The sequence below is a fragment of the Brevundimonas sp. genome, from assembly GCF_036732845.1.
Taxonomy (GTDB): Bacteria; Pseudomonadota; Alphaproteobacteria; order Caulobacterales; family Caulobacteraceae; genus Brevundimonas.
In genome coordinates, this window is sequence record NZ_DAINBO010000014.1 from 1 (window position 1) to 16,848 (window position 16,848).

22 protein-coding genes and 1 pseudogene are annotated in these 16,848 nt (G+C 70.9%); 4 read left to right on the forward strand and 19 right to left on the reverse strand.

Annotated elements, in window-relative coordinates:
- The 3 genes and pseudogenes from V7D63_RS06985 to V7D63_RS06995 form a co-directional block, all read left to right on the forward strand.
- A pseudogene (locus tag V7D63_RS06985) lies at nucleotides 1-209 on the forward strand (F0F1 ATP synthase subunit beta); the annotation flags it as partial.
- A 3-nt stretch (nucleotides 210-212) separates the two neighbouring features.
- Nucleotides 213-482, forward strand: a complete 270-nt coding sequence (locus V7D63_RS06990; protein WP_333591545.1) for an ATP synthase F1 subunit epsilon — start codon at nucleotides 213-215, stop codon at nucleotides 480-482.
- A gap of 140 nt (nucleotides 483-622) precedes the next feature.
- Nucleotides 623-946, forward strand: a complete 324-nt coding sequence (locus V7D63_RS06995; protein ID WP_333591546.1) for a DMT family transporter — start codon at nucleotides 623-625, stop codon at nucleotides 944-946.
- Between the two features lie 17 nt (nucleotides 947-963).
- Here V7D63_RS06995 and V7D63_RS07000 read toward each other — a convergent pair whose 3' ends face one another.
- The 9 genes from V7D63_RS07000 to V7D63_RS07040 all read right to left on the reverse strand — a co-directional run bounded on the left by V7D63_RS07000 (nucleotide 964) and on the right by V7D63_RS07040 (nucleotide 8,720).
- Complete coding sequence (locus tag V7D63_RS07000) at nucleotides 964-1,452, reverse strand: RNA pyrophosphohydrolase (RefSeq protein WP_333591547.1); 489 nt, start codon at nucleotides 1,450-1,452, stop codon at nucleotides 964-966.
- Nucleotides 1,453-1,544: 92 nt separating this feature from the next.
- Complete coding sequence (locus V7D63_RS07005; protein ID WP_333591548.1) at nucleotides 1,545-2,747, reverse strand: divergent polysaccharide deacetylase family protein; 1,203 nt, start codon at nucleotides 2,745-2,747, stop codon at nucleotides 1,545-1,547.
- 92 nt (nucleotides 2,748-2,839) lie between these two features.
- A complete protein-coding gene (locus tag V7D63_RS07010) occupies nucleotides 2,840-4,198 on the reverse strand; it encodes a S41 family peptidase (protein ID WP_333591549.1) in 1,359 nt (452 codons plus the stop codon).
- A gap of 153 nt (nucleotides 4,199-4,351) precedes the next feature.
- Nucleotides 4,352-5,419 (reverse strand): murein hydrolase activator EnvC family protein, encoded by a 1,068-nt coding sequence (locus V7D63_RS07015; RefSeq protein ID WP_333591550.1) that lies wholly within the window; start codon nucleotides 5,417-5,419, stop codon nucleotides 4,352-4,354.
- On the reverse strand, nucleotides 5,419-5,883 hold the full coding sequence (rlmH, locus tag V7D63_RS07020) for a 23S rRNA (pseudouridine(1915)-N(3))-methyltransferase RlmH (RefSeq protein ID WP_333591551.1): 465 nt from the start codon (nucleotides 5,881-5,883) through the stop codon (nucleotides 5,419-5,421). Before rlmH ends, V7D63_RS07015 begins: the two co-directional genes overlap by 1 nt.
- A 46-nt stretch (nucleotides 5,884-5,929) precedes the next feature.
- Nucleotides 5,930-6,328 carry a ribosome silencing factor gene (rsfS, locus tag V7D63_RS07025; protein WP_333591552.1) on the reverse strand — a complete coding sequence of 133 codons (399 nt, stop codon included), beginning with the start codon at nucleotides 6,326-6,328 and terminating at the stop codon, nucleotides 5,930-5,932.
- Nucleotides 6,329-6,444: 116 nt separating this feature from the next.
- Nucleotides 6,445-7,044 (reverse strand): nicotinate-nucleotide adenylyltransferase, encoded by a 600-nt coding sequence (locus V7D63_RS07030; RefSeq protein WP_333591553.1) that lies wholly within the window; start codon nucleotides 7,042-7,044, stop codon nucleotides 6,445-6,447.
- Nucleotides 7,045-7,162: 118 nt separating this feature from the next.
- The gene (gene obgE / locus V7D63_RS07035; protein ID WP_333591554.1) at nucleotides 7,163-8,224 is read right to left on the reverse strand and encodes a GTPase ObgE; all 1,062 of its coding nucleotides are present in this window, start codon (nucleotides 8,222-8,224) and stop codon (nucleotides 7,163-7,165) included.
- Nucleotides 8,225-8,267: 43 nt separating this feature from the next.
- Nucleotides 8,268-8,720 carry a COG3650 family protein gene (locus tag V7D63_RS07040; protein WP_333591555.1) on the reverse strand — a complete coding sequence of 151 codons (453 nt, stop codon included), beginning with the start codon at nucleotides 8,718-8,720 and terminating at the stop codon, nucleotides 8,268-8,270.
- Between the two features lie 105 nt (nucleotides 8,721-8,825).
- Between V7D63_RS07040 and V7D63_RS07045 the strand changes: the two genes are divergently transcribed.
- On the forward strand, nucleotides 8,826-9,965 hold the full coding sequence (locus V7D63_RS07045; RefSeq protein ID WP_333591556.1) for a DNA cytosine methyltransferase: 1,140 nt from the start codon (nucleotides 8,826-8,828) through the stop codon (nucleotides 9,963-9,965).
- On the opposite strand, the gene V7D63_RS07050 is transcribed toward V7D63_RS07045, so the two are convergent.
- From V7D63_RS07050 to V7D63_RS07095, 10 genes are all read right to left on the reverse strand, one after another.
- A complete protein-coding gene (locus V7D63_RS07050) occupies nucleotides 9,962-10,237 on the reverse strand; it encodes a hypothetical protein (protein ID WP_333591557.1) in 276 nt (91 codons plus the stop codon). The two genes, V7D63_RS07045 and V7D63_RS07050, sit on opposite strands and share 4 nt — an antisense overlap.
- Nucleotides 10,238-10,259: 22 nt before the next feature.
- Nucleotides 10,260-11,153 (reverse strand): acetyl-CoA carboxylase carboxyltransferase subunit beta, encoded by an 894-nt coding sequence (locus tag V7D63_RS07055; RefSeq protein WP_333591558.1) that lies wholly within the window; start codon nucleotides 11,151-11,153, stop codon nucleotides 10,260-10,262.
- 68 nt (nucleotides 11,154-11,221) lie between these two features.
- On the reverse strand, nucleotides 11,222-12,052 hold the full coding sequence (gene trpA, locus V7D63_RS07060; RefSeq protein WP_333591559.1) for a tryptophan synthase subunit alpha: 831 nt from the start codon (nucleotides 12,050-12,052) through the stop codon (nucleotides 11,222-11,224).
- An 8-nt stretch (nucleotides 12,053-12,060) separates the two neighbouring features.
- The gene (locus V7D63_RS07065) at nucleotides 12,061-12,573 is read right to left on the reverse strand and encodes a hypothetical protein (protein ID WP_333591560.1); all 513 of its coding nucleotides are present in this window, start codon (nucleotides 12,571-12,573) and stop codon (nucleotides 12,061-12,063) included.
- A complete protein-coding gene (gene trpB / locus V7D63_RS07070; protein ID WP_333591561.1) occupies nucleotides 12,570-13,784 on the reverse strand; it encodes a tryptophan synthase subunit beta in 1,215 nt (404 codons plus the stop codon). The genes V7D63_RS07065 and trpB overlap by 4 nt, the downstream gene beginning before the upstream one ends.
- Before the next feature lie 32 nt (nucleotides 13,785-13,816).
- Nucleotides 13,817-14,455 (reverse strand): phosphoribosylanthranilate isomerase, encoded by a 639-nt coding sequence (locus V7D63_RS07075; protein WP_333591562.1) that lies wholly within the window; start codon nucleotides 14,453-14,455, stop codon nucleotides 13,817-13,819.
- On the reverse strand, nucleotides 14,452-14,868 hold the full coding sequence (locus V7D63_RS07080) for a type II toxin-antitoxin system VapC family toxin (RefSeq protein WP_333591563.1): 417 nt from the start codon (nucleotides 14,866-14,868) through the stop codon (nucleotides 14,452-14,454). The genes V7D63_RS07075 and V7D63_RS07080 overlap by 4 nt, the downstream gene beginning before the upstream one ends.
- Nucleotides 14,865-15,122, reverse strand: coding sequence for a type II toxin-antitoxin system Phd/YefM family antitoxin (locus tag V7D63_RS07085; RefSeq protein WP_333591564.1), 258 nt, complete (start codon nucleotides 15,120-15,122; stop codon nucleotides 14,865-14,867). The genes V7D63_RS07080 and V7D63_RS07085 overlap by 4 nt, the downstream gene beginning before the upstream one ends.
- 92 nt (nucleotides 15,123-15,214) lie before the next feature.
- Nucleotides 15,215-15,946: a 16S rRNA pseudouridine(516) synthase gene (locus V7D63_RS07090; RefSeq protein WP_333591565.1), complete on the reverse strand. Its 732-nt coding sequence runs from the start codon at nucleotides 15,944-15,946 to the stop codon at nucleotides 15,215-15,217.
- Nucleotides 15,943-16,842, reverse strand: a complete 900-nt coding sequence (locus V7D63_RS07095; protein WP_333591566.1) for a class I SAM-dependent methyltransferase — start codon at nucleotides 16,840-16,842, stop codon at nucleotides 15,943-15,945. Before V7D63_RS07095 ends, V7D63_RS07090 begins: the two co-directional genes overlap by 4 nt.
- Between the last annotated feature and the right edge of the window lie 6 nt (nucleotides 16,843-16,848).

The following is a 16,848-nucleotide window of genomic DNA, read 5'->3' on the forward strand; positions in this document are numbered from 1 at the left end:
TCCAGCGCTTCCTGTCGCAGCCCTTCTTCGTGGCCGAACAGTTCACCAACTCGCCGGGCAAGTTCGTCGAGCTGGCCGACACCATCCGCTCGTTCAAGGGCATCGTGGCCGGCGAATACGACCACCTGCCGGAAGCCGCCTTCTACATGGTCGGCGCCATCGAGGAAGCGGTCGAGAAGGCCCAGAAGCTGGCCACGGACGCCGCCTGATCCATGGCCGGGAAACTCTCCTTCTCTCTCGTGTCGCCTGAACGCGAGGTCTTTTCGGGCCTCGTGGATCAGGTCGACGCGCCCGGCGCCGAGGGCGACTTCGGCGTCCTGGCTGACCACGCCCCCTTCATGACCGCCCTGCGCGAAGGCGTGGTGACGGTCATCGACGGTGGTTCGCGTCGCCGCTTCGAGGTGCACGGCGGCTTCGCCGACGTCACCCCGGCCGGCCTGACCATCCTGGCCGAACAGGCCTCGGAATTGACCGAGGCTTGAGACCCGTCGGCGGCTTGACCCGTCGCCACGCGGTCCTAAATTCATCGCAAGACGAGGCCACGTCCTCGCTCCCGCCCAGGCCCTGAGGTCCGGCGGGACCAAGTCCGGGACGGCCCGGCCCTTTGCAAGGAGGGCCGACCGTGGCCTGGATTCTTCTCTTTCTCGCCGGCCTGTTTGAAGTGGTCTGGGCCTATCTGATGAAACAGTCGGCGGGCTTCACCCGGCTGTGGCCGACGCTGGCCACCTTCGCCACCATGTTCGTCAGCTTCGGCCTGTTGTCGGTGGCGATGAAGACCCTGCCTCTGGGCACGGCCTACACCGTCTGGACCGGCATCGGGGCCGTGGGCGCCTTCATCGTCGGGGTGACGGTGCTGGGCGAGCAATTGTCGGTGATGCGGGTGACGGCGGCGGTGCTGATCGTCGCGGGCCTGGTGCTGATGAAACTGTCCGGCGACGGCCACTGAGCGCCGGACGCGGCGGATCAGCCCTCGGCCAACATCCGAGCCAGGCCCGTGAAGGCGGCGACGACCTGTTCATAGGCCGGGCGCTTGAACGGCACGATCAGGTCGCAGGCCTCGTCCAGACGGCCCCAGCGCCAGGCGTCGAACTCGATCTCGTCATGGGCGTCTAGGTCGATCTCCGACTCTTCACCCGTGAAACCGTAGGCGAACCATTTCTGTTTCTGCCCACGCCAGCCGCGCGCGGCCTTGGAGCCGATGTAGTCGGCCGGGAAGTCATAGGCGATCCAGCCGGGCGTGGCGGCCAGAAGCTCGACCGAGCGGACGCCGGTTTCTTCATGCAGTTCACGACGGGCGGCGGCCTCGAAATCCTCGCCCTCGTCGACGCCGCCTTGCGGGAACTGCCAGCCGTGCGGGTCTTTGGTTCCGGCCCGGCGCCCGTACCAGACCCGCCCGTCACGGTGGAACAGGACGACGCCGACGTTGGGGCGGTGCTGGGAGAGGTCGGTCATGGTGAGGCTTAGGTCTTAGAGAGCAGGGCTTAGGGCGTAGGGAGAGAAGCGAGTGCAGGCCCTAAGCCCTACTCCCTAAGCCCTACCCCCTTCTACCGTCCCGGCCGGGCCGTGATCGCCGACGCTGGGGCCAGTTGCAGGCCGCGCGCGTCTAGACCGGCGGTCCAGCGGGCGGCGGCCTCGACCGTCACTGGATAGCTGAAGCCGGTCCCCAGGGCCTGGCCGCGCGTCTTGGCGGCGGCCTCCAGGGCGTTGAGCTGGCCCATGATGGCGGCGGGGGTCTGGCTCTCGTCGATGATGCGGTCGGCGCTGGCGCGGGCGAAGGCGCCGGGCCGCCGCCGCATGGAGCCGTCGTCCACGAAGCTCAGACCGCGCTGGCGCAGCACGGCCAGGAAGGCGTTCATGCCGCTGTCCGAGGGCGCGAACCGGTCGCCCAGATAGTTGGTGACGCCGAAATAGCCGGTGGCGCGGCCCAAGAGCCAGGCCATGCGGGCCTGGATCTCATCGGGCGTCGAGGCGGCCAGCAGGGTCTGCGGGCCGGGATCGATCGTGTCGGGATAGCCGGTCGGCTCCATCGGGATCTCGATCATCACCTCATGACCCTGGGCGCGGGCCAGGTCGATCCAGCCTTGCAGGCCCTCGGCGTAGGGCACGAAGCTGAGGGTCACCTCGGCGGGCAGGCGCTCGATGGCGGCGCGGGTGGTGACCGCGTTCAGGCCCAGGCCGCCGACGATCAGCGCCACGCGCGGCTTGCCGTTGGAACGGAAGGGCCGGGCATAGGCCACGGCGGGGCTGCGGCCGTCCGGCGCGATGACCGGCAGGGGACCATTGGGTCCCGGCTGGCTGAGACCCGCGATCGGCGCGGCGGGCAGGGGCGACGCGGCCTGGCGCGGGGCGGCGACGGCCGCGCCACCGGCCATGGTGGCGCCGTCCGGCAGGGTGATCAGGGCCTCGCCCCCGGCCGCCCCCGCTAGGGCCGGATCGCCGGTCCCGGTCAGGTCCTGATACAGGTCCATGGCGCCCATGGAGAAGGCCTCGAAACCGGTCGGGGCAGGGGCCGTGGGCGCGGCGTCGCGCTTCAGGGCCACGCGGGCCGAGGGCGCGCCGGCGCGCGGGTCGCCCAGCACCACGACGAACAGGGCCACGGCCGCCAGCAGGAACAGGCCCGCGGCGCCGACGATGACCGGCGGCTTCCTGACCAGCGCCTTCAGCGCGCCGGGGGGCAACAGCGGGCCTTTCGGCGCGGGCGGCGCGCCGGCGGCGGCGGCGAGAGCGGACTGGCGTTTGGCGAACATGGGCGTACGGACGGACCTCTTGCGAGGTCAGTGTGCGGCAGCCCGGTTAAGAAAGCCTAACGGGCCGTTCACCACGTTGGACGTGGCGGCGCCTAGTGTTCGGCGGCGGGTTCCGTCGTGGTCTCGGGCGCGTTTCCGTCGATGACGATGTCGGCGCCCGGCGCGGGCAGGCGCGCCAGGTCGCCGCCGACGCGCAGCACCTCGAAGGCCCGTTCCAACTGATAGTCCTTGTCGGTCGGATAGTTCGCGCCCGGCGCCTCGTGCGCGGCGTGCGGCCCGCGCCGCTCGGCCCCGATCGAGGCGTCCAGGGCGGTGGCGTAGGCGGCTTCCGAATAGACGAAGTTGGAGCGCGAGATGATCCGCGCCTCGGCGGCCGAGCGCGACACCTCCAGATCCGGCTCGATGCCGATCTTCTGGATCGAACGGCCCGACGGCGTGTAGTAGCGCGCCGTGGTCATATACAGGGCGCCGTCCTGGCCGCCCCGCAGCGGGAAGACGGTCTGGACCGATCCCTTGCCGAAGCTGGTCAGGCCGACCAGGGTCGCGCGCTGATGGTCCTTCAGCGCCCCGGCCACGATCTCGGACGCCGAGGCCGAGCCGTAGTTGATCAGCACCACCATCGGCTTGCCGCCGGTCAGGTCGCCGGCGGTGGCGGCGTAGCGTTCGATCTGATCGGGACGGCGGCCGCGCTGGCTGACGATCTCGCCGCGCTCCAGGAAGGCGTCGGACACGGCGATGGCCGCGGGCAACAGGCCGCCGCCGTTGTTGCGCAGGTCCAGCACATAGCCGGTGATGTTCGGGTTCTCGCGCCGCAGCCGTTCGATGACCGTGGTCAGCTCCGTGCCCGTGTTCTGGTTGAAGCTGGAGACGCGGACATAGGCCAGGTCGCCTTCCAGCCGTCCGGTGACGGAATCGATGCGGATCACGTCACGGACCAGATCGACCTCACGCGACTCGGCGCCGTCGCGCAGGATCGTCAGCTTGACCGTCGTGCCCGCCGGGCCGCGCAGCTTGTCCGACACCTGGGAATTGGTCATGCCGGCGGTGTTGACCCCGTCGACCTGAGAGATGACGTCCCCGGCCTGGATGCCGGCCTTGACCGCCGGACCGCCATCCATCGGCGAGACCACCTTGATCAGGCCGCCCTCGGAGGTGATGACGATGCCGACGCCCGAATACTGGCCCTCGGTGCGCTCGCGCAGCTCGCCGTAGCCGGACGGCGGCAGATAGTCGGAATGCGGGTCCAGCGACGACATCATGCCGCGCAGCGCCGCCTCGATCAGCTTCTTGTTGTCGACCGGGACGACATAGGCCTGTTCGACCGCGCCGACGATGTCGCCGAACATCTCCAGCATGCGGAAGGTTTCGTTGCGGGGCGTCTGGCTCTGCACCGCGACGGCCGATCCGGCCAGCGCCAGCACGGCGGCGCCGACGACGAGCGATTTGCGCATTCGATCTCTTTCTTGGGTCCGGCGGGACCGACAGGCGGGCATCAGGCGAGGCGGTCGCGGCTGAATCGTGGCCGCGACGCCCCATGCGTCGATAAAATCAGCGTCGGGCGGGGAAGGAAAGCGGATTCCCCGACCGCAGGTCTCACGCGGGCGTCACGACAGCCAGGGCGCGGGATCGATGGGCCGCTCGTCGCGGCGCAGTTCAAAATAGACCTCGCCGTCCGGGCCGCTGCGGCCCAGGGCCTGACCTTCCTCGACCCGCGACCCGGCCGCGACGGTCAGGTCGTCCAGGCCGGCCACGACGGCGCGCCAGCCAGGGCCGAGATCCAGGATCACCACCTGCCCCCACCCCGCCAGCGGCCCGGCATAGGCCACGCGCCCGGCGGCCGGCGCCCCGGCCATGCGCCGGTCGGCCCGCCAGCGCCAGCCGGTCGAGCCGCCGCCGAACGTCTGGGCCGGTTCGCCCGTCAGCGGCCGGGCCAGGCGCGTGCGTCCGGCGGGCAGGCTCTGAACGGTTTCGTCGGCGGCGTCCGGCACGGCGGTGTCGCCGCCCAACGCGTTCAGTCGCGCCTCCAGAACGCGCGCGGCCCGTTCGGCCTCGGTCGCCTCGGCCTTGAGCACGGCGGCCAGGGCGGCGCGACGCGCGCCCAGGGATTCGATCTCGGCCAGGCGGTCGCCCTGTTCGCTCTCGGCGGTCAGCAGGGCCTCGCTGGACAGGACGGCCAGGCGGCGGATGCGGACCAGTTCGTCCTGGCGGGCGCGAAGAGCGCGGACGCGCGCTTCGATCTGCGGCGCCATGGCCTTCAGCAGGATGGCGGCGCGCACCGTGTCGACCGCCCGGTCGGCGGGGACCAGCAGGGGCGGCGGCGGGCGGCGGCTCATCATCTGCAAGGCCGACAGCATCCGCCCCTGACGCCCGCGTTCGCGGGTCAGTTCGGCGACCAGGGCCGCCTCGCGCGCGGCCAGTTCGTTCAGCCGGGCGCGCTGAGCCTGCATCCGCGCGTCGCCGCCGTCGGCCTCGGCCCGCAGGGTCGCCAGCCGCGCCTCAAGGCCCGCGATCTCACGCCCCGCTGCGGCGGCCTCGGCGCGCAGACGCCGGGCGCGCACGGTCTCGTCGCGATACTCGGCCTCCAGCCGACGCACCTCGGGGGCGGGGGACTGGCGCCCGACGGCGGGACCGGCCGCCAGGACCAGGATCAGGATGGGAAGCAGGGGGCGCATCAGTCCCGATGATAGGGCGATCCGGCCAATATGGTCACCGCTCGATATAGCTGTTCCGCCAGCATCGCCCGCGCCAGGGCGTGGGGCCAGGTCTGGGGACCGAAGGCCAGGGTCGAGGCGGCCGCGTCCCGCAGCCGCGCGTCCAGCCCGTCCGCCCCGCCGATGGCGAAGACCACGCGCCGCTCGCCCCGGTCGCGCAGCTCGGCGACGTGATCGGCGAAGGCGCGGCTGGAGAAGGTCTTGCCGCGCTCGTCGCAGGCGATCAGATGCGCGCCCTCGGCGGCGGCCAGGATCAGCTCGGCCTCGGGCGCCTTGCCCGGCTTGCGGGGGTCCAGGTCGATCAGCTCCAGCGGGCCGAGGCCCAGGGCCTTGCCCGCCAGGGTGGCGCGCCGGGCGTAGTCGTCGGCCAACGCCGCCTCGGGTCCGCGACCCGGCTTGCCGATGGCGATGATGGAGAGCTTCATCTTTGTGGCCCTAACGCTCGCGACGCGGTCGCTCGCTGCTTGAGGGCTAGACGCGGCTGTCGACGCGGTGGCCGCTGTCGACCGACCAGATCTTCTCGATGTTGTAGAAGCTGCGGACTTCCGGGCGGAACAGGTGGATGACCACGTCGCCCGCGTCGATCAGCACCCAGTCGCAGTGCGGCAGGCCCTCGACCCGCGCCTTGCCCAGACCGTGGTCCTTCAGCGTGCGCAGCAGGTGGTCGGCCAGGGCGCCGACATGGCGGTGCGAACGGCCCGAGGCCACGATCATGGCGTCGGACATCGGCGACTTGCCGCGCAGGTCGATCAGGACGATGTCCTGGGCCTTGTCCTCGTCCAGCTTGTTCAGGATGGCCTGTTCCAGCGGCGTGCCGCCGGTCGGCAGGGGGGCGCCGTCTTCGGTGTGGATGGACCCGGTCGGCTCCATCTCATGCGCCGTGTCGGAAACGGCGGCGTCATGCGCGTCGTGCGCGGGCGAGGGGGTCAGCTTACGGCTCCGAAGGACATACTAAAGCGGCTCCTTAGCACGGACGGGCCTGAAGGTCACGCCGAGGCGGCGGCGCGCCGGATGGCGGTCGAGGACTGGTGGTTCAGCGGCGCGGTCAGATAGGTCCAGCACGGCGCCTCGCACTCGGGCAGCAGGCGCGCCCGTTCGGGCGACAGGCGGGCGCGGGCGAAGCGGGCGGCGGCGGGCGCCGTGCGGCTGTCCAACAGCGATCCGGGCCGGGCCACCACGGCCACCGGCATCAGACGCATGATGTCGGTCCAGCCGCGCCAGTGGTGGAAACTGGCCAGATTGTCGGACCCCATGACCCAGACGAAGCGCACGCCCGGATAGCGGTCGGTCAGGGCGCGCAGGGTGTCGATGGTCCAGACCGTGCCCAGCCGCGTCTCGACGTCCGACACGACCATGCCGGGCGCGCGGGCCATGGTGCGGGCCGACGCCATGCGCGCGGCCAGGGGCGCGGTTTGGGCGGCGTCCTTCAGCGGGTTCTGCGGCGAGACCATCCAGACGATGCGGTCCAGCTCCAGCCGCTGCATGGCCGTTTCGGCGACGTGCAGATGGCCTTCGTGCGCCGGATTGAACGAGCCGCCGAACAGGCCGACCCGCATGCCGGGGGTCAGGGCCAGCCCGTCACGCACCCCGCCTGGTCGGGGGCCGAAGCGCCTGGGCGCGGGTCCGGCGTGGAAGAAAGACAAGTGGACGAGGCTCGCGCGGGCTTATGCTCAATGCGGACCTATCACGGGGCGATGCGCCAGCCTAGGGCCGCCAGCCGCCGGGGGTTTCGACCACGGTCGCTTCGTCGTCCTCCGCCGGAGCGGTCTCGCCGCGGGTCTTGCGCACCTCGGCCCAGGCGGCGCGCAGCAGTTCTGGCACGCCCTCGCCCGAGACGCCCGACACCAGCAGGGGGCGATGGCCGCAGGCGGCCTGAAGCTCGGCGGCCTTTTCCTCGCGCGCCTCGGGGGTCAGGGCGTCGATCTTGTTCAGGGCGACGATCTCGGGCTTTTCGCCAAGGCCGCCGCCATAGGCCTCCAACTCGTGGCGGATGGTGGCGTAGGCGCCCGCCACGTCGTCCTGGGTTCCGTCGACCAGATGGATCAGCGAAGCCGAGCGTTCGACGTGGCCCAGAAAGCGCGTGCCTAACCCCGCGCCCTCGCTGGCGCCTTCGATCAGGCCGGGGATGTCGGCGATGACGAAGCGTTCCGAGGGGCTGAGGTCCACCATGCCCAGATTGGGCGTCAGGGTGGTGAAGGGATAGTCGGCGATCTTGGGCCGGGCCGCGCTGACGGCGGCCAGGAAGGTCGACTTGCCGGCGTTGGGCAGGCCCGCCAGACCAATGTCGGCGATCAGCTTCAGCCGCAGCCAGATCCACCGCTCCTGGCCCTCCTGGCCCGGATTGGCGTGGCGCGGGGCCTGGTTGATCGGACCCTTGAAGCGGTCATTGCCCCAGCCGCCGTTGCCGCCCTTCAGCAGCAGTTCGACCTTGCCGGGCGCATCCATGTCCAGAAGGACGGTCTCTTTGTCTTCATCCAGCACCTGGGTGCCGACGGGGACCTTCAGCACCACGTCCTCGCCCTTGGCTCCGTGCATGTTGCGGCCCTGGCCGTGGGCGCCGGTCTGGGCCTTGAAATGCTGCTGATAGCGGAAGTCGATCAGGGTGTTCAGACCGTCGGCGGCCTCGATCCAGACATCGCCGCCCCGCCCGCCGTCGCCGCCGTCGGGACCGCCGTTGGGAATGAATTTCTCGCGCCGGAACGACACCGAACCGGCGCCGCCGTTGCCCGAGCGGATGTAGATCTTGGCCTGGTCGAGGAACTTCATCGCGGGCTTATGGCTGAAGACGACGGCGATTTACAGGCAGTGGTTACTGCACCGGCCCGGACTCGCCCGCGCCCATGACGGCGGCGGTGGTGGCGGCGCAGCCCTGCAGCGTCTCCTCGCCGATCACCACGCGCGCGGTCAGGGGATAGGTGCGGTCGCTCATGCCGTCCGAACATTCGGTGGCGATCAGGGTGATCTCCAGCTTGTTCCCTTGCACGGTCTGGGTCGTATAGGCCGCCACGGTGCCGGTGATCGTCGGGCCGGGGTTGGGCGCGGTCTGTTCGGGCCGGTCGACGCCCGAATATGTGATCCCGGCCGGGGCGATGTCGACGCCCCAGAACGGTTCGGTGCCCAGGGCGCGCACCGGCTGGCCCAGGTCGACCCCGCCCAGCACGGGCGGCGGCGCGGGCGGTTCGGGCCGGTCGGGACCCTGTGCAGGCTCCTGGGTGCAGGCGGCCAGCAGGGCCAGGACGGCGAGGGCGGGGATCAGGCGCATGGACCGAGGCTCCGATTTGCCGCGCATGGAAGGGGCGGCCGACGCGCGGGTCAAGAGCGTTCCATCGGGGGCGCCAAGAGACGCGGACTGCGCTAGCCTGTGCGCATGTCGAATCGATCCGCCCCGACAGCGTTCGAATTCTTCGCCGGCGGCGGGCTGGCGGGGTTGGGGCTGGCCGCCGGGGGGCGGGGGTTCCGCACGGTCTTCGCCAACGACCTGTGCCCGGCCAAGGCGCGCGGTTTCGCCGCCAATCACGACGTGGCGCCGGTGGTGGGCGACGTCTGGGACCTGACACCCGCCGATCTGCCGGGCCGTCCCGATCTGTGCTGGGCCTCCTCGCCCTGTCAGGACGTGAGCCTGGCGGGCGCGCGCGGCGGGCTGGAGGCGCGGCGTTCGGGGGCCTTCTGGGGCTTCTGGCGGCTGATGCGGGGGCTGGACGCCGAGGGGCGCGGCCCGCGCGTGGTGGTGGTCGAGAACGTCATCGGCCTGCTGACCTCGGGCGACGGCGCCGATTTCGCCGCCGTCTGCACGGCCATGGCCGAGGCGGGCTATCGCGTCGGGGCGCTGGAGATGGACGCGGCCCATTGGCTGCCGCAGTCCCGGCCGCGCCTGTTCATCGTCGGCGTGCGCGGCGACGGCGCGCCCGAAGGGACCGGGCCGGACGCGGTCTTCCATTCCGCGCGGCTGGTGGCGGCCCATGCGCGATTGCCTGGCGTCGCGAAGGACGCCTGGGCCTGGTGGCGCCTGCCCGCGCCGCCGCGCCGCAATCTGGATCTGGAGGCGGTGTTGCAGCCGGACGCGGCGGTCGACTGGTTCGCGCCGGACGAGACCCGGCGGCTGCTGACCCTGCTGGCCCCGCTGCATCGCGCACGGCTGGACGCCGCCGTCGCCGCGGGCCGCCGGACGGTCGGGGCGGCCTTCCGCCGCGTGCGGGTCGAGCGCGGCGAAAAGGTCCAGCGGCTGGAGCTGCGCTTTGACGGCCTGGCGGGCTGTCTGCGCACGCCGTCGGGCGGCTCGTCGCGCCAGTATGTGGTCGTGTGCCAGGACGGCGCGGTTCGCGCACGGCGGCTGACGGGACGTGAATGCGCGCGGCTGATGGGGGTGGGCGACGACTATGTGCTGCCGTCCTCGCAGAGCGCGGCGCTGAAGCTGATGGGCGACGCCGTGGCCGTGCCGGTGGTGCGCGCCCTGACCGAGGGACTGTTGTCGCCCGCGCTGGGCGACGGCGCGGAGCGGGCGGCCTAACCCTCTTCCCGATCCTCACGGCCGGGGTCCAGGCTGTTGTCGACGCGGTCGTCCCAGCCCTCGCGGCTGGATTTGAAGGCCAGGGCCATCAAGACCCAGGCCAGGCCGCAGGTTCCGAACAGGCCCAGGCCCAGGGCGATCCAGCCGTGGATCGTCATGTCCGCCCCGCCCAGGACGTCGGTCCAGACCCAGCTCAGGCCCAGGGTCGCCACGGCCGCGATCAGCAGGGCCAGAAGCAGGCTCAGCAGGAAACGGGCGACCTTGGACGGCACGGCGGCTCCTCCTCGCTCAGCCTCAGGCGGCGCGTGCGCGTCCGTCCATCAGCATGGACAGGATGCGGCCCAGGATGACCGGCATTTCGGCGCGGGTGACGACCCGGTCGACCATGCCCTTTTCCTGAAGATATTCGGCGCGCTGGAAGCCGGGGGGCAGTTTCTCGCGGATGGTGGCCTCGATCACGCGCGGGCCGGCGAAGCCGATCAGGGCGCCCGGCTCGGCCAGGTGCACGTCGCCCAGCATGGCGTAGCTGGCCGTCACCCCGCCGGTGGTCGGGTCGGTCAGGACCACCACATAAGGCAGTTTCGCCGCCTTCAGCTCCTGGATGGCCAGGGTGGTGCGGGCCATCTGCATCAGCGACAGGGCGCCCTCCTGCATCCGGGCGCCGCCCGCGGCGGTGAAACAGACCAGCGGCAGCTCGCGCTCGACCGCCGCACGGGCGGCGGCGATGAAGGCCTCGCCAGCCGCCATGCCCAGCGAACCGCCCATGAAGGCGAAGTCCTGGACGATGACCACGGTCTCGACCCCGTCGATCAGGCCGACGCCGATGGACATGACGTCGCGGGCGTTTTGGGCCTTGCGGGCGGCGGACAGGCGATCCTTGTACGGCTTGCCGTCCGAGAATTTCAGCGGGTCTTCGACGACCTCGGGCGTGTCGATCGCCTCGAACTCGCCGTCGTCGAAGGTGTAGCGCAGGCGCGCCTGGGCGCCGATGCGCATGTGGCGGCCCGTGGGCGTCACCCACAGCGAGGTCTCCAGGTCCGAACGGTACAGCATCTCGCCCGTGTCGGGGTCCTTGACCCACAGGTTGTCGGGCGTGTCGCGTCGGCTGACGATCTTGCGAACGCCGGGGGCGAAACGGCTGAGCCAGCCTCCGCGTTGGCGTTCCTGCGGCTTGTTCTTATCGACCATGGGCGGGTCTCTAGAGCATTTCCGGGCCGGATGCGAAGCCTCTGGTCCCAGAACGATGCGGGTTTGGGTCAGGCGGTTCGCGTGACGCGCGCATCCCGGACGGCGTCGCCCAGGGTCTTCACGCGATCCAGAACGCGGCGGACGGGATCGGCGTTCTGCGCCAGCGCCGCCGCCACCTCGTCGACTAGCACCGAACCGGCCACCACGGCGTCGGCGACCTGGGCCACCTGGGCGGCGCGTTCGGGCGTCTTGATGCCGAAGCCGACGGCGACCGGCAGGCCCGAGGCCTGGCGAACCCGCTCCACGGCCGGGGCGACCGAACCCGCGTCGGCCTCCTTGACCCCCGTCACGCCCGCCACCGAGACGTAATAGACGAAGCCCGAGGTGCGTTCGGCGATGATCTTCAGCCGGGCGTCGTCCGAGGTCGGCGTGGCCAGGCGGATCAGCGACACCTGGGCGGCGTCCAGCGCGTCGTTCAGCGGTCCCGCCTCTTCAGGCGGACAGTCGACCACGATCACCCCGTCCACGCCCGCCGCCGCCGCGTCGCGGGCGAAGGCCTCATGACCGTAGGTCTCGATCGGGTTCAGATAGCCCATCAGGATCAGGGGCGTGTCCATGTCGCCGTCGCGGAAGGCGCGGGCCAGGTCCAGCGTGCCCTTCAGCGTCAGACCGGCCTTCAGGCCGCGCAGGGCGGCGCGCTGGATCGGCGGCCCCTCGGCCATCGGATCGCTGAACGGAAAGCCCAGCTCGATGATGTCGGCCCCGGCGGCGGGCAGGCCGCGCAGAATCTCCAGCGCCTGGTCGCGCGTCGGGTCGCCGGCCATGACATAGGCGACGAAACCGGCGCGTCCGGCGGCGTTCAGCGCCGCGAAACGGGCGTCGATGCGGGCGGTGGTCACGGGCGCGCTTACTGGGCCGGAGCGGCCGCGGCCGCGGGGCGCGGGGCGCAGATGTTGCCGGGGATGGTCGCGAAACCCAGCCAGGCGGCCGATTCGGGCACGGCGGGCTTGGACGTGTCGTAGAAGGCGATCATCTGCACGCCGTCGCAGGCGCCGTCGCCGGTGCGCTTGATGAAGACGACGCGGTTGGCGTCGCCGTCGGCGACGATCCAGCCCATGCCTTGCAGCGAGGTGATGTAGGCCTCGGCCAGGGTCTCCATCTGACCCAGGGGCGCGGTGACGCAGAAGGCGCGTCCGGCCAGGTTGTGCAGATTGCCGCAATCGGGCGCGGCCGAGGCGCCGGTCAGGATCGGCGCCTCGGTCCAGGGGCGGCCCTGGGGCCGGGCGGCGGCGGCGGGCTGGGCCGCCGCCGGAGTCTGAGCCTGGGCGGGCGCGGCCGCCGCATAGGGCGTCTGGGCCATGGCGGCGCCGGTCAGGCCGAAGGCGGCGACGGCCGCGATCAGAAGGCTGTTGCTGTTCACAGTTCCACTCCCAGATGCTTCGCCACGGCGAAGATGTCCTTGTCGCCCCGCCCGCACATGTTCAGCACGACGTCGCCGCCCTTGCCCACTTCCCGCGCGATCTCGCCGACGCGGGCCAGGGCGTGGCTGGGTTCCAGCGCGGGGATGATCCCCTCCAGCTTCGAGCAGAGCTGGAAGGCCTCCAAGGCCTCGGCGTCGGTGGCGGCGCGATATTCGGCGCGGCCGATGTCCTTCAGCCAGGCGTGCTCGGGTCCGATGCCCGGATAGTCCAGGCCCGCCGAGATGGAGTGTCCCTCCAGAATCTGGCCGTCGTCGTCTTGCAGCAGATAGGTGCGGTTGCCGTGCAGCACGCCGGGGCGGCCGCCCTGGATGCTGGCGGCGTGATCCGGGCCGTCCAGGCCGCGCCCGGCGGCCTCGACCCCGATCAGGCGCACCCCCGCGTCCTCGATGAAGGGATGGAACAGGCCGATGGCGTTCGAGCCGCCGCCGATCGCCGCCACGCAGGCGTCCGGCAGTTTCTCCTTGCGGGCCAGCATGGAGGCGCGGGCCTCGCGGCCGATCACCGCCTGGAAGTCGCGCACCATGGCCGGATAGGGATGCGGTCCCGCCGCCGTGCCGATCAGATAATAGGTGTCTTCGACATTGGTGACCCAGTCGCGCATGGCCTCGTTCATGGCGTCCTTCAGGGTCGCCCGGCCGCTGGTGACGGGAATGACCTCGGCGCCCAGAAGCTTCATGCGGAAGACGTTGGGCTGCTGACGCTCCACGTCGGTCGCGCCCATATAGACGACGCACGGCAGGCCGAAGCGGGCGCAGACGGTGGCCGTGGCCACGCCGTGCTGGCCGGCGCCGGTCTCGGCGATGATGCGGGTCTTGCCCATGCGCATGGCCAGAAGGATCTGGCCCATGCAGTTGTTCACCTTGTGCGCGCCGGTGTGGTTCAGCTCGTCGCGCTTGAACCAGATGTCGGCGCCGCCGTGATGCTCCGTCAGCCGCTCAGCCAGATACAGGGGGCTGGGGCGGCCGACATAGTCGGTCAAAAAGCCGTCCAGTTCGGCCTGGAAGCTCGGATCGGCCTTGGCCGCTTCATAGGCCGCATCCAGCTCGTGGATCAGCGGCATCAGGGTCTCGGCCACGAACCGGCCGCCGTAGGGACCGAAGCGGCCCCGGGCGTCGGGCCAGACGTAGTCGTTGGGAAGCAGGGCGTTCACGGGCGAAGCTTTCACGCGGGGAGGCGTCGGAATTACGGCCGCCGCACCGCCTCCAGGAAGGCCGCGATACGGCCCGCGTCCTTAACACCGGGCGCGCTTTCCACGCCAGAGGACACATCGACCAAGGGCGCGCCGGTGACGCGGGCGGCCTCGGCGACGTTGTCGGGCGTCAGTCCCCCCGCCAGAAACCATGGCCGCTCGAACTGGCGGCCGGTCATCAGCGACCAGTCGAAGGCCGCTCCGACGCCGCCCGGCAGGACCGCGTCCTTGGGCGGCCGGGCGTCGAACATCAGGTGATCAGCGACCGGTTCCCAGTCGGCGGCGGCGGCGAAGTCCTCGGGGTTGGAGATCGGCAGGGCCTTGATCACCCCCGCGCCGGTCAACCGCCGCACCGCCTCGGCGCGATCCGGCGCCTCATGGCCGTGCAACTGAATGAAATCGGGCCGCACCTTCAGGCCGATCTCGGCCAATAGGACATCGTCGGGATCGACCGTGACGACGACCACTCCGGCCCGGCCGCGTGCGCGCTCAGCCAGGGTCGCGGCGGCGGCCAGCGACAGGTGGCGCGGACTCTTCGCAAACGACACCAGGCCGACATAGGCCGCCCCGCCGTCCAGGGCCGCGTCCAGCATCTCGGCCGTGGTCAGCCCGCAGATCTTGGCCCGTATCATGCGGACAAAACCACCAAGCCCAGACGCTCCGCGGCGCGCGCTTGGTTGATATCGAAGGTCGCGAAAGCCGTTCCTAGCCGCATTGCGATGGAGAGATGCAGGGCGTCCGGCGATCTTAACGACCGATCCCTAATCAAGAGCGCCCTAGCTTGGACAAGGTCGTCATTCTCAACCGCTTCCAGGCCGAATTCCTCCTGGACCAAACCCTGAAGCGCGGCCTCGGCTTGTTCAACCTCGGCCAAGCTCAAGCGCTGTTGCCGAAATTGCAGTCCGAGCGCGGAGCTGAACTCGGTCAAAACCCAGTGACTGACCACGATGTCATGACCTTGAACGAGCCAGCCTTCAACGGCGGCGGAATGGGCGTCGTCAGTCAGCAGCGCCACGACGGCGCTGGTGTCGAAATAGACGCTCAATAGCGCTCGTTCTCGCGCAATTCGCGGATCGTTTGGGATGCGTCTGTCGGAAGGCGCGGCTTGACGCGAATGCTGCGGAGCCAGTTCAGATCAACCGATTTCCGCTTCCCATGCGACGCCTTGGACGGATGCGCCGGCTCCAGATGCACGATGGGTTTTCCGCGACGGGTGATGGTCACGTCCTCGCCCGCCAGAACACGATCCAGCAGCCTGGACAACTGACCCCGAGCCTCTGCGACGGAATATTCGCTCATGCGGATAACATAGCCGTGTCGAGGGCTGTCAGCAATCTTGGGCGTCTAGAGGTTGCGGCTCGCATCTGTGTCTGTACGCCCCGCCCCCGCCGTCACGCGAAGACCGCCTCGATCTCTTCGGCCGTGGCCAGACGCCACTGGCCCGGCGCCAGGTCGGGCGGCAGGACCAGCCCGCCCAGGCTTTCGCGGTGCAGGGCCTCGACGTGGTTGCCGACGGCGGCGAACATGCGCCGCACCTGATGATAACGGCCCTCGGTCACCGTCAGGCGCGCCTCGGTCGGGGAGATGATCTCCAGCGTCGCGGGGGCCAGCGGCTTGTCCTCGCCCTCCAGCATCAGCGCGCCCGAGGCGAACAGGGCGGTCTCGGTCCCCGCCAAGGGACGGGCCAGGGTCGCGCGATAGGTCTTCTTCACATGCCGCTTGGGGCTGATGATCCGATGCAGCAGGTCGCCGTCGTCGGTCAGCAGCAGCAGGCCCGAGGTGTCCTTGTCCAACCGCCCGACGGTCGAGATCGCCGGGTCGCGCCGCCGCCAGCGGTCGGGCAGGACGTCATAGACCAGCGCCCCGTCCTCCTTGTGCGAACAGGTCATGCCCAGCGGCTTGTTGAGGATCAGCATCAGGCCCTGCGGCGGATCGACCGGGCGGCCGTCGACCGTCATCCGTCGCGGCAGGTCCGGCGTCACGGCGATGCGGGTCGAGGCGTCGGTGACGTCGACGCCGTCCAGCGCGACCCCGCCGACGCGCGCCAGCCGGGCGATCTCCTGGCGCGAGCCGTAGCCGAGCGAGCCGAGCAGCTTGTCCAGACGCGCGGTCTTGGCCTTCACCGCGTCGCCTCCAGCACCTTGTAGCCGCCCGCGTCGGCGACGGGCCTCATGCGTTTGAAAACGGCGTTGATCTCGTTCTCATAGGGCAGGTGACGGTTGGCGACGACCCATAGGACGCCGCCCGGTTTCAGCAGACCGGCCGCCTTGCGCACGAAGGCCTGGCCCAGTCGCCGGTCCTCGGCGCCGCCGTCGTGGAAGGGCGGATTGGCGACGACGAAGTCCAGATCGCCCGTGTCCGGCAGAAGCCGGGCGTCGGCCCAGTCGAAGGCCGCGCGCGGATCGTCGATGTTGCGCCGGGCCGCCTCGACAGCGCGCCGGTCCAGGTCGACCAGCCGCAGGGCCGTCACCCTGGATGAGACCAGCACGGCGCGCGCCAGGGCGCCCCAGCCGCAGCCCAGATCGGCGCCTGCGCCGGCCAGTTCCGGCAGATGTTTCAGCAACAGGGCGCTGCCGGGATCGACCCGGTCCCAGGCGAAGACGCCCGGCTGGGTCCAGGCGTCCAGCGTCGCGATGCGGCGCGGGCCGCCCGCCGTGACCGCCTCGTCCAGCCCCGTGAGCGTCTCAGGCCGCACGGCGAGGGCGCGGCGATGATGGGCCTTGGCCGTCTCCTCGAAGGTCAGGCCGAACGCCTGCAGCTCCTTCTTCAGACGCGAACCGCCCTTGTCCTTGGGGGCCATGACGTCCAGCCGCCCGCCGGGCTTCAGGGCGCGCAGGGCCAGAGCCAGCGTGTAGCGTCGCTCCACCACCCCGGGCGGGGCATAGATCATGGCCGTCTCGACCGAGCCGGGCGCCAGGTCTTCCAGCGCGGCCGAACCGGGGATCAGGGGCGAGGTCTGGGCCGCCCCCGTCGGCGGCTCGAACACCGCCGGCGGGCGGCCGTAGAGAATGCTTGTCACCGAGGC

Excerpts from the sequence above, each read along its gene's own strand:
- V7D63_RS06990 (WP_333591545.1), top strand. The coding sequence starts at position 213 with ATGGCCGGGAAACTCTCCTTCTCTCTCGTGTCGCCTGAACGCGAGGTC.
- V7D63_RS07000 (WP_333591547.1), bottom strand. The coding sequence starts at position 1,452 with ATGACCGACCTCTCCCAGCACCGCCCCAACGTCGGCGTCGTCCTGTTC.
- V7D63_RS07005 (WP_333591548.1), bottom strand. The coding sequence starts at position 2,747 with ATGTTCGCCAAACGCCAGTCCGCTCTCGCCGCCGCCGCCGGCGCGCCG.
- V7D63_RS07010 (WP_333591549.1), bottom strand. The coding sequence starts at position 4,198 with ATGCGCAAATCGCTCGTCGTCGGCGCCGCCGTGCTGGCGCTGGCCGGA.
- V7D63_RS07015 (WP_333591550.1), bottom strand. The coding sequence starts at position 5,419 with ATGCGCCCCCTGCTTCCCATCCTGATCCTGGTCCTGGCGGCCGGTCCC.
- rlmH (WP_333591551.1), bottom strand. The coding sequence starts at position 5,883 with ATGAAGCTCTCCATCATCGCCATCGGCAAGCCGGGTCGCGGACCCGAG.
- rsfS (WP_333591552.1), bottom strand. The coding sequence starts at position 6,328 with ATGGAGCCGACCGGGTCCATCCACACCGAAGACGGCGCCCCCCTGCCG.
- obgE (WP_333591554.1), bottom strand. The coding sequence starts at position 8,224 with ATGAAGTTCCTCGACCAGGCCAAGATCTACATCCGCTCGGGCAACGGC.
- V7D63_RS07040 (WP_333591555.1), bottom strand. The coding sequence starts at position 8,720 with ATGCGCCTGATCCCCGCCCTCGCCGTCCTGGCCCTGCTGGCCGCCTGC.
- V7D63_RS07045 (WP_333591556.1), top strand. The coding sequence starts at position 8,826 with ATGTCGAATCGATCCGCCCCGACAGCGTTCGAATTCTTCGCCGGCGGC.
- V7D63_RS07055 (WP_333591558.1), bottom strand. The coding sequence starts at position 11,153 with ATGGTCGATAAGAACAAGCCGCAGGAACGCCAACGCGGAGGCTGGCTC.
- V7D63_RS07075 (WP_333591562.1), bottom strand. The coding sequence starts at position 14,455 with ATGATACGGGCCAAGATCTGCGGGCTGACCACGGCCGAGATGCTGGAC.
- V7D63_RS07085 (WP_333591564.1), bottom strand. The coding sequence starts at position 15,122 with ATGAGCGAATATTCCGTCGCAGAGGCTCGGGGTCAGTTGTCCAGGCTG.